Origin of the sequence: Methanobrevibacter sp., assembly GCF_017427765.1 — an archaeon.
In the GTDB taxonomy this organism is placed as follows: domain Archaea; phylum Methanobacteriota; class Methanobacteria; order Methanobacteriales; family Methanobacteriaceae; genus Methanocatella.
The window spans coordinates 1-9,609 of sequence record NZ_JAFRSC010000053.1; the positions used below are offsets into that span (position 1 = coordinate 1).

At 32.7% G+C, this 9,609-nt stretch carries 10 protein-coding genes; 2 read left to right on the top strand and 8 right to left on the bottom strand.

The window, feature by feature from the left end; genetic code table 11:
• Positions 1–452: 452 nt before the first annotated feature.
• Entirely contained in the window at positions 453–755 is a 303-nt protein-coding gene (locus IJL02_RS11990) for a hypothetical protein (protein WP_292816785.1), read from the bottom strand.
• A gap of 352 nt (positions 756–1,107) precedes the next feature.
• Positions 1,108–3,117, bottom strand: coding sequence for a peptidoglycan-binding protein (locus IJL02_RS11995; protein WP_292816787.1), 2,010 nt, complete (start codon positions 3,115–3,117; stop codon positions 1,108–1,110).
• A 387-nt stretch (positions 3,118–3,504) separates the two neighbouring features.
• Between IJL02_RS11995 and IJL02_RS12000 the strand changes: the two genes are divergently transcribed.
• Together IJL02_RS12000 and IJL02_RS12005 are read left to right on the top strand one after the other, a co-directional pair.
• On the top strand, positions 3,505–3,960 hold the full coding sequence (locus IJL02_RS12000) for a DUF3990 domain-containing protein (protein ID WP_292816789.1): 456 nt from the start codon (positions 3,505–3,507) through the stop codon (positions 3,958–3,960).
• Positions 3,953–4,393 carry a hypothetical protein gene (locus tag IJL02_RS12005; protein ID WP_292816791.1) on the top strand — a complete coding sequence of 147 codons (441 nt, stop codon included), beginning with the start codon at positions 3,953–3,955 and terminating at the stop codon, positions 4,391–4,393. Before IJL02_RS12000 ends, IJL02_RS12005 begins: the two co-directional genes overlap by 8 nt.
• Before the next feature lie 129 nt (positions 4,394–4,522).
• On the opposite strand, the gene IJL02_RS12010 is transcribed toward IJL02_RS12005, so the two are convergent.
• The 6 genes from IJL02_RS12010 to IJL02_RS12035 form a co-directional block, all read right to left on the bottom strand.
• Positions 4,523–4,696 carry a hypothetical protein gene (locus IJL02_RS12010; RefSeq protein ID WP_292816793.1) on the bottom strand — a complete coding sequence of 58 codons (174 nt, stop codon included), beginning with the start codon at positions 4,694–4,696 and terminating at the stop codon, positions 4,523–4,525.
• Positions 4,697–5,397: 701 nt separating this feature from the next.
• Positions 5,398–5,682, bottom strand: a complete 285-nt coding sequence (locus IJL02_RS12015; protein WP_292816794.1) for a hypothetical protein — start codon at positions 5,680–5,682, stop codon at positions 5,398–5,400.
• A gap of 21 nt (positions 5,683–5,703) precedes the next feature.
• Positions 5,704–5,946 carry a hypothetical protein gene (locus tag IJL02_RS12020; protein WP_292816796.1) on the bottom strand — a complete coding sequence of 81 codons (243 nt, stop codon included), beginning with the start codon at positions 5,944–5,946 and terminating at the stop codon, positions 5,704–5,706.
• A 17-nt stretch (positions 5,947–5,963) separates the two neighbouring features.
• The gene (locus IJL02_RS12025) at positions 5,964–6,407 is read right to left on the bottom strand and encodes a hypothetical protein (protein WP_292816798.1); all 444 of its coding nucleotides are present in this window, start codon (positions 6,405–6,407) and stop codon (positions 5,964–5,966) included.
• Positions 6,408–7,035: 628 nt separating this feature from the next.
• Positions 7,036–7,587 carry a hypothetical protein gene (locus IJL02_RS12030; protein ID WP_292816800.1) on the bottom strand — a complete coding sequence of 184 codons (552 nt, stop codon included), beginning with the start codon at positions 7,585–7,587 and terminating at the stop codon, positions 7,036–7,038.
• Between the two features lie 139 nt (positions 7,588–7,726).
• On the bottom strand, positions 7,727–9,157 hold the full coding sequence (locus IJL02_RS12035) for a flippase (protein WP_292816802.1): 1,431 nt from the start codon (positions 9,155–9,157) through the stop codon (positions 7,727–7,729).
• Between the last annotated feature and the right edge of the window lie 452 nt (positions 9,158–9,609).

Below are 9,609 nucleotides of genomic sequence, written 5' to 3' on the forward strand. Positions count from 1 at the left end.
CTGGTTCAATGGTCCTCTGCTTAGTAGATTTCATGCCTATTGGTCAAGGCAAATTCATATATTCATATAAATGGAAATGTTTTGACGAAACAATAGGCAGGGCCTAAGAATCTCCGGCTTCTTTAAGCCGGAGAGGTTCAATTAAGCGAACATTATTCAAGAAAAATGTGATTTTGAAACTGCCGTGACAAATCTTAAAAAGGATTTACAAAAAAATACACCATAACCTTAAATCAATTTAATGCAGTTTTTTCAATTTTATCCCCAATAGAATAATTGTTACTGTCATTCATCAAGAAAATAAGAAAAAAAATACACCAAACCAATGTAAAAAGAAGTAATAATTGAGCTAAAAATATCTAAAAAAAAACAGCAAAAAAACTATAATTCAATCCCCCAATGCGAAAGAAATCATCAAAATTACCAGAAAAGGGGAATTGATCAGTTAATATTTAGAATTTGAAAACTTCAGACCATTTTATTTTATGTTTAGCTTCCTGCATGGATCGGTCATAAGATTTGACTACATCAAAATTCCTTTCCAGCAATTCCTGTTTGATTTTAGCATCAGCATCTGAACCAGATAGTTTATCCAAAAGATTATCTGCGCCATTTTGGTCTTCAACTTGAATAATAGCTTCCTTTTGAACTCCGAAAAGAAGATCAATTGCCTGACCAGGATCAACATCGTTTGCCTTTAAAATTTCAAGTTTTTCAAATTGCTCATCTGTCAACTCAATTTCGACTTTTACCATAATAAACCCCATATTAATATTAATTAATTAGATGTTTGGAATTATTCATTTAAATTATTTTCTAATTATCAAAATCTACGGTCGGACTAAAACCTAAACACCAGGAAAATCTAAAGACTAATCAGACAGACATTAACATCATGACATTGAAACTTACTTTTGAAAAGTGTTTGATATATATCCGGTTTTAAAATTGGAATGGATTTTCAAAAACCCTTGCGTTAATGACAAAATCAGACCATTAAACTGCAAACAAAAAAAGAAACTATGGATTTAATTAACCTTAAAAACAATTATTTTGATAGTTGAAAAAAATATAAAAAAGCAAATGCCGAAGCATTTACATTAAAATCTATTTGACCAGTTTCAGTTTTTGGGCAGTCCTGTAGTCGACCTTTCCGGTCACTTTAAGACCATTGGCTTTTTGGAACTGTTTAACAGCCCTTACAGTGCAATCCTGAAAAATACCGTCGACTTTTAAATAATGACCTTTGTATTTGATGTAGTATCCGTTTTTCTTTAAGGCCTTTTGTATTTTCTTAACCATTGCCTTGTCCTTGCTTGATTTTGAAACTGTTTTCCAGACAGATTTGACTGTTATTTTTGCATTTGATGTAACCTTATTGAAGCTGTCAGATCCAGGATAGGTAACGGTTGCATCAAAAGTGCCCACTTTGGTTAGTTTCTTAAGGTTGAATGTTGCAACACCATTGGAATTGGTTTTTGCAGAATATGTTGCACCGCCAACCTTCAGAGTAACTGCAGCATTTGCGATAGCTTTGCCGTTGACGTCCTTAAGAGTTACAGTATATTTTTTAGATTCGTCATTACTCTTGAATGTTTTTTCATTTGCTGTTAATTTTGGAGTTGTCTTGGTAATGTTTTTTGATTGGAAATTGTCCAGTTTCAATACCTGATTGTTGATTTTTGCATAAACTGCACTGACACCACTTTTTGGAGTGAAATCAAAAGTTGCAACACCGTTTACAAGTTTCTTTGTAGCCAAAGTACCTGAATCTGTGTAAAAGGTCACCTCAAGAGGAAGATTGAAATCCTCATCATATCTGTAGATTTCTTTAGTTTCATTGTCAAAGTACTGCTTTAGGCTGACTGTTAATTTATTAACATCATTTGTATAAATAACGTCATTATCTGCAGTGAATGTCATTATCAGCCATCTGGAAGCATTTATCTTTTCAGGTTTTTTAACGCCGTCGTGAGGTGAATAATAATAAGGATTTATTGTGTTTTTCCCCCACCAGCAGTACTGTATGGTTGCATTTTCATCTAAAGCAAAGTCTCCATAAGCCCTATTCCATTGAAGATAGTTGTCTACAATTGCAGAGTTTTTAATTAAAAGATCAGTGTCTTTGAAATTATTGGATACCGCTCCATGAAAAGACGCATGATTTCTCTCAAAAATGGTATTGTACACTTCTGTTACAACATGCTGTCCGCTTGGAGGAGCAAGAATTGCAGCCGCATAATACTGAACCTCATTGTATCCGAAATAACTGTTGTTGATTATCATATAGTAGTGATTGCTTATGCCTCCTGCAGTATATTCTGTAGACAATCTTTCAAATCTGCAGTTGTTGACTGTTGCATTTGCATAGTTAAGAATTCCTGCCGCAGCATATGTGGTGAAGCATTTATAAAACAGACATCCGTCCAAATCCAGTTTTCCTCCAGCCACAATACAGGCGCCGACACCCCATTTTGAAATTAAAACATTTTCAGTGAAATTGGTGTTTTTAATGACAGTTGTTCCCATAGTATAGAGAACGCCTGCATGTTCATATGCGCTGTTGTTTGCAAAGCATGAGTTTTCAATATTTAAAGTTCCCATGTTATTGTATATGACTCCGCCGTCTGCATCTGAGCTGGAATTTATCACAATACAGTTTTTAATGTTTATCTCACCGCCCTCAGCGTAAATCATTCCGCCGTTGCCGGTTGCATGAGAGTTCATGAAAGTGATGTTGATTAAAGTCAGTCTTCCTGCGGAAGTCACATTGAATATTCTTGCGCAGGACTCACCATCAATTATAGTATTCTGCTTGGATTTTCCGATAATGGTGAGTGATTTGTCAATTTCGATATTTCTGTTGTCATCTCCTAGATACTTGCCGTCATTTAAATAAATTGTTGCTCCGTTTTTACTGGCGTTGACAGCATATCCCACACTTTTAAATGGTTTTTTTAAACTCCCGTCACCGGTTATGTCACTTGCATCAGGAGATACATGGATTTCAGACAAATCTCCGGATGTTGAATCACCGATGCTGTTTGAATCACACTCGGCAGCACTGATACATGATAGCGTGCATATTAGCGATAAAATGATTAAAAACAGCAACAAACGTTTAGTATTTTTAATAAATATATGCTTTTCCCCCTAATATCGTTATACAATAAATTAATTATCGCAACTAAATAATATTTATAACAATATTTATTTAATAAATATTTTTATTTAAAATTCAAAAAAGCATATAAAATTAATTTTAATATTCCAGTTAGATTGTTTAACATCAAAGTTAATGCCAATTTTAAGTTTAAAAGTTTTTATTGAAAATAGATTTTTTCAATTTGCTAATGCAAAACAATCAGTGATGTTTTCAATGGAAAATCAGATAAAAAGCATGTTAATTACTTCAAAAATACCTCGAATAAACCATCTTAAAAGTTTTTAAATAAGAAAAACCAATAGTATTATAGAAATCAAATTAAATGAGGCAGGGTATCTATGGAAATTTATCATAGCAGTACCGTGATTGTTAAACAGCCAGAAATTAGAATTGAAAAATTCAACAAGGACTTTTACTTCGGATTTTACTGTACAATTATGGAAACACAAGCTATCCGTTGGGCAACAAGATTCGGCGAAGGCATTGTCAATGTATATGAATACGAACCAGATGACTCACTGAAAATCCTAAAATTTGAAAAAATGACTGAAGAATGGTTAGATTTCATAATAGCCTGTAGAATCGGAACACCACAAGAATGGGATATCGTTGAAGGCCCAATGGCCGATGATACAATCTACAATTACATACAGGAATTTCAAGACGGAAAAATCTCAAGAGAAGCATTTTGGGCTTTGGTAAAATTCAGATATCCAACCCATCAGATATGTTTTAACACTGAAAAAGCTCTTGAAACCATAAAATTTAAAGAAGCGAGGAAGGTTCATGGATAAGAATAACAATTCCCTATTTTACACATGCAGTTTAGTTGAGTTCATCTCCAGACAAACAAATAATCATAGAAAAGATGTAATCAAATATTTAGGCGAAGATCTGGAGAGAATATACGACTACGAAGATGTTTTTCATTGCAAACCAATTGAAAAAGTGGCTGATGATTTTATAACTCGCAATAACATTCCCACAGGAGATTTTGACAATATTACAACATGCAAATATAATGTTCCAGACTATTGGGAAATAGGTGAAGTGTTTGAAAGACTTATCGAAGACAACTACTCCCAGGAAGATGTTTTTAGAGGAATCAGAGAAGTGTATTCATCATGGATTGCTGAAAAATTACTGAATTTTAATTCAGATTTATATTATCAGTCACGGGAATACTTAGATGAATGTTACAAATCAGGTGAAATAATCCTATCTTAACAAACACATACTCCCAAAACAAAATCGGAACAATCCATGTGCTGAAATAATGTGATTTCAACTGTTTTTTAATTACGTGTCCACAGACATTAAAAAAAGAAAAAAATAGTGAGAAAAAATTAATCTCACTTAGTTAATTGTTATTTTTACAGATTTGCTTGATGCAGCGTAGGTGTTGTCACCTGCAAAGTTAACACTGGCTTTATAGGTGCATCTCTTGGACAGACTAATCAGAAATCCAAAAACAAATCCCACCAACCCAATCAGAGGAAAAAGTAGCCCTGTAAAACCCTTAGATGACATATTAATAGTTCTTACATACGTATTATGCATTATTTTTACATGAAAATATTTGACCAGAAAATAAGCTTAGAGCAATGATTTTTTAAAAAAATAGTTATGTTAAAGCTGCCTGCTCGATTGCGCCAAACAGGCAGCATTTACGTGTCACGTTCAATTCGCAGAATTTTCACCCCCATAGGATATTTTTTGCGAATTTATTAAACATTAGAAACATCTGAAATCAGGTATGAAATCAATAATATCTCTTAAATCAACATTCCCCATATTTTCACCTCCAATCAATTAATTATATATTCAGATCAAACCGTTATATCTCCAACTTTCCTCAACAGCTTCCTCAAAAGTCATATTTTCACCTCCAAATCGAGTATATTTCAACAGTCAGAATACCTAATGAATAAGATTTCCAGTCCATAATCACTTGATTAATTTCCGGCCAGTGATGTTTTCAAGTTCAATGAACACATAAGACCTACTAATTAGTTTATACAAGCTCATATATAAAGATTTTCGAATGTAAGTGCTCACTTGCATCTTAAAAATAGTAAAAAAAGAAAAATAATTGTTTTTTAGAAAAATAAAGATCAGACAATGTCAAAATTTTTGATTAAAGATGTTGTTGGAAACATTGGCCATGCATGATGTTTAAACATTTAAAATTAAATTTGCTAAAATAGAGAATTATTTAAAGTAAACACCGTTTATTTCCAATTGTATAATTGGTCCAGTTTATGTTTGATTTCTTTTTCGATTTTTGATTTTTCGTGAATGTTTAGAAACACATCATCCCCGTGATTTGTTTTCTTAAACCTAATTAATTTATCTTTAAATAACTTTTTTAATGCTGTGTTAATTTCCTTGCAAGGATGTTGTGATAGTTTGTTGCAGATATTGGATTTAGGAGTGTGTCTTTTTTGCCAGTAATTGTTCCTGTATAAGAAATACAATATGTCAACTCGGATTTCTGCTAGTTGCTCTTGGTCCAAACCCCTATAAATCACCCAAATTTATTTTAAGTGTTGATTCAGCAATCTTTTTAATTTGAATGCTGTAGACTTGTTTAATATTATTTGAGTGTCTGATTCGTTTATTATTTCAATGTTTTCACCATCAGATGTTAAGCGTTTGTTGAATAGGATTAATCTCACTTCATCATCATCTGCACCGACACCTACTGATGATGCATAGATTAGTTCTGAATCAGGATCAATTATCATGTTTTTGTTGACCGAAATATTTTCATTTTTCATATTATAAACCTCCAAAGTTATACTATCAATACATAATTTTCATTTACATCTTCAATGTAAACATCATAGCTTTCTCTTATTTGAATTTCTTTTTCCAATTGGATTAAATCCACATCAGGACTGTTTTCATCAAAGATTTCATCCAATTCCTCATCGCTTAATTCATCATAAGGTTCATCAGCACAATTCATTGCTTCTTCAATTGCTATCTTGTTTAATTCATCTAAAAGCATGTTTAAGTTTACTACAATTGGAGATTGCAAATTTAAATGATATTTTGAGTTATTGTTTCTAATAACTAATTGTTTATCTATTAAATCATCAATGAATTTGTTTAATGTGATTCTGGAGATTTCAGCTCCAACTGCAATTTGTAATTTGGATAATTCGGCAAATGGATTCATCAATAAATAATCAATTACTTTTATTTGAGGATAATCACCTAATATTTCATCTAACATAAACAAACACCTCTGTATATTAAATATACAATTAGCCATTTAAATAATTTTCTATTGTATATAATTTATCCAATAAAATACAGGGGGTTCATTTTTAAGGTTTTTATAATGAACCTCTTTTTAATTAATTTAAGATATAATAATTTTATCAGTGTATATCCTGCCATCCACTATTTTTAATCATTATTTTAATAATTTTAAGGGGTTCATTTTTTGGTCAGATTTTGGACCCCTCATAATTATTCTTGAACCCTAATATCAGACAAAAAAGTGGTACTGTTTGTCCATCATTAATTTTCTAATTAATTTTTGCTCTTCTAAATAAATAACAATATTGATACAATTGTAGAATACAATCGACAGCACATCTAAAGTTAATGTAATTGTCGAATACACTCGACAATATACAAACTTATAATCAAATAATAGATCATACTCCTAATTTAAGTAATTTAGCTTATAAATGAAGACAATTTTACAAACCCCTACAACTATTACTTCAAACATGAAAATAAGACATACACAAGATATATCTACATAAACCGGTGAAAATCAAGTATTTTAAAGGCAATTTATCAGAAAATTACTTGAGCACAAAACAAAAAGTATATTAAAATATTTAAAGAAATTAATAACCTTCATCGTCAAAATGATTTCTCATTTTATGGTAGAATTCATCCGGTGTAAAACCGAAATCATTGTTGAATGATTTGTATGCCAGAGTGCAGTCCGTTTTTAAATCGTATTTAAAATCAGGGCATCTTTCCATAATTTTATTAAAACAGATTTTGGAATAATCAGGAAATGGAACTTCATCAAAGGAAATTTTGTCAATCACCATTTTCATGGCACAGGAAAGGACAGTCAGCTGAAGAGCGGAAGCGTAAGCGTCATAGCACTCCCCGCAATCCAGATTAACATCCACATATATCATGAAGTTGACCATCACATGAGAAATCCATATCAGAGAATTCGGTTCGAATCGCTCCAGCTGCAAATCGGCAAACCTTAAGACTGACTTTTCCAAATCCCCACCATTATCCAGGTGGAATTGCACAAATTCCCCAAAGGAGTAATTTGTCAGATATTTGAGATATGCATCTTTGATTTGCTCATCACACGGATATTTGGAAATCTTTTTAATCTCTTTTCGTTTTAAAACTTTCGGATATGTAAACATGACAACCAACACTCATCTGTTATTATTTCAAGACAACGGAGCATACGCTCCAACAGGAATTGTCATCCCGGCAACTACAATCATTAATTATTATATAATCAGCAATATTTAAAGGCCATGTTTCAGGCCCAAAGACTGATTATCTGCCCAAAACCTCCCTGATGATGCGTTTGTCATCCCCGTCAAATGCTCCTAAAAGATAAATCAGAGGGAAATAAATAACAATCGCCAAAGGAAGCGCCAGCCATATGTTTGGAGTTATGAAATGGAAAACGACTCCCAAAACCAGAGCTCCCACAATAATCTTAAATATGTCCAAAAATATCTTTTTGTGGAATCCGTGGCCCAGACGGTAGATTGCAATCCTCTGTATTGCCGCAATCAGCGCATAACTTAAAATTGTCGAAACCGCCGCACCGTAATATGAAAAGTGAGGAATTAAAATCAGATTCAAAATGACATTAACAACCGCTCCGAATATGTAAACCATATTGACAGTCATTTCCTTATGAGATGAGTTCAAAAGATTTGTTCCGGGAGCTAAAACAAACAGAATAGAGACTGTCCAGATTAAAACAGAAAGCACTCCTGAAGCCAACCCGTATTCAGACCCATAGACCAATTGAATCAGTGCCGGAGAATATATAACAATTAGAACGCTGAATGGAATGATAAGCATCAGCATATATTTGACTGACTTTTCATAGCTGAAAAACAGCATAGATTCGTCATTGCTTTTAAAAAACTTGCTCATTACAGGAAAAATTACAGCTGCATATATTGAAACCAGAATGTTCTGTACAGGAATCAGCTTATATGTTGCATTATAGATTCCGGCAGCATAGCTCCCTACAAGGTGTTCAATCATTATGATGTCGATATAGTAATATGCAGAAAACAGAATCCCAGTAATTGCAAATGGAAGAGATAAAACAGTGATTTTCCTGCAGAATTGCCTATCCAACCCATATTTGGGATTTACAATGTGTTTTTTCATTGCATAAACTCCATAGGCCAATGCAATGACATTCGAGAGAATGTATGAAACGGCAATTGCAAAAATGCCCATATCAGTATAAATCGAAATGATAATGAAAATCAAAAGAATGACCTGCTGAATATTGTTTGCAGCCGCCTGATATTTGACCTTTTCAAAAGCCTGGAAAGTTCCATTCAACAGATTGCAGAAAGATCTGATAATCATTTCAATTGCAAAAAGCATTGTGACCTTGACTGTAAGTTCATCGCATTGCATCAAAAACAAGACCACCACCATCACCATGAATGCCGCAATGGAAAAAACCGATTTCAGAGGAATCGCATTTCCAAGATATTTTGATGCTAATGAATTGTCTGTCGATACGTCCCTTACGATATGAGTGTTGATTCCGAAATCAGCTATGATAATCAATATTCCGGTTAGGGAAATGGCGAATCCGTAAATTCCATATTCAGCTACGCCAAGATATCGGGCAATTATTATGGTCCATATAAATGTGCAGACCGTAATAATCAGCTGTGAACTTACCAGCCACCCCATATTTGAAAATATTCTTTTCACACTGCTCATGAAATCATCTTAAAAATTAATACTATAATTTATGTTTTAAACATATTATAAATCAATTGACAAGATATTCATCTAAAATTAAAAAACATCATGAATCTAAAAAAAAGTTAAACTGCATTTGTTTAAACATTCAATGTAAAAAATAATTAAATAGGCTGTCACCAAGTTTAGCCAAAACCAGATAAAAATTGTTTTAAAAATAGTTATGTTAAAGCCACCTGCCAGCCATATTCACGCCAGACAGGCGGCGTTTTCGAGTGATTGTTTTTCTTCAGAATTGATCCCTCCACTCATTAAATTTTTGTATTTAAATTAAACCATTATATCTCCAAATTTCCTCAACAGCTTCCTCAAAAGTCATAATATTCACCTCCAAACAATCAATTAATTATACACTCAGATTAAACCATTATATCTCCAAATTTCCTCAACAGCTTCCTCAAAAGTCATAA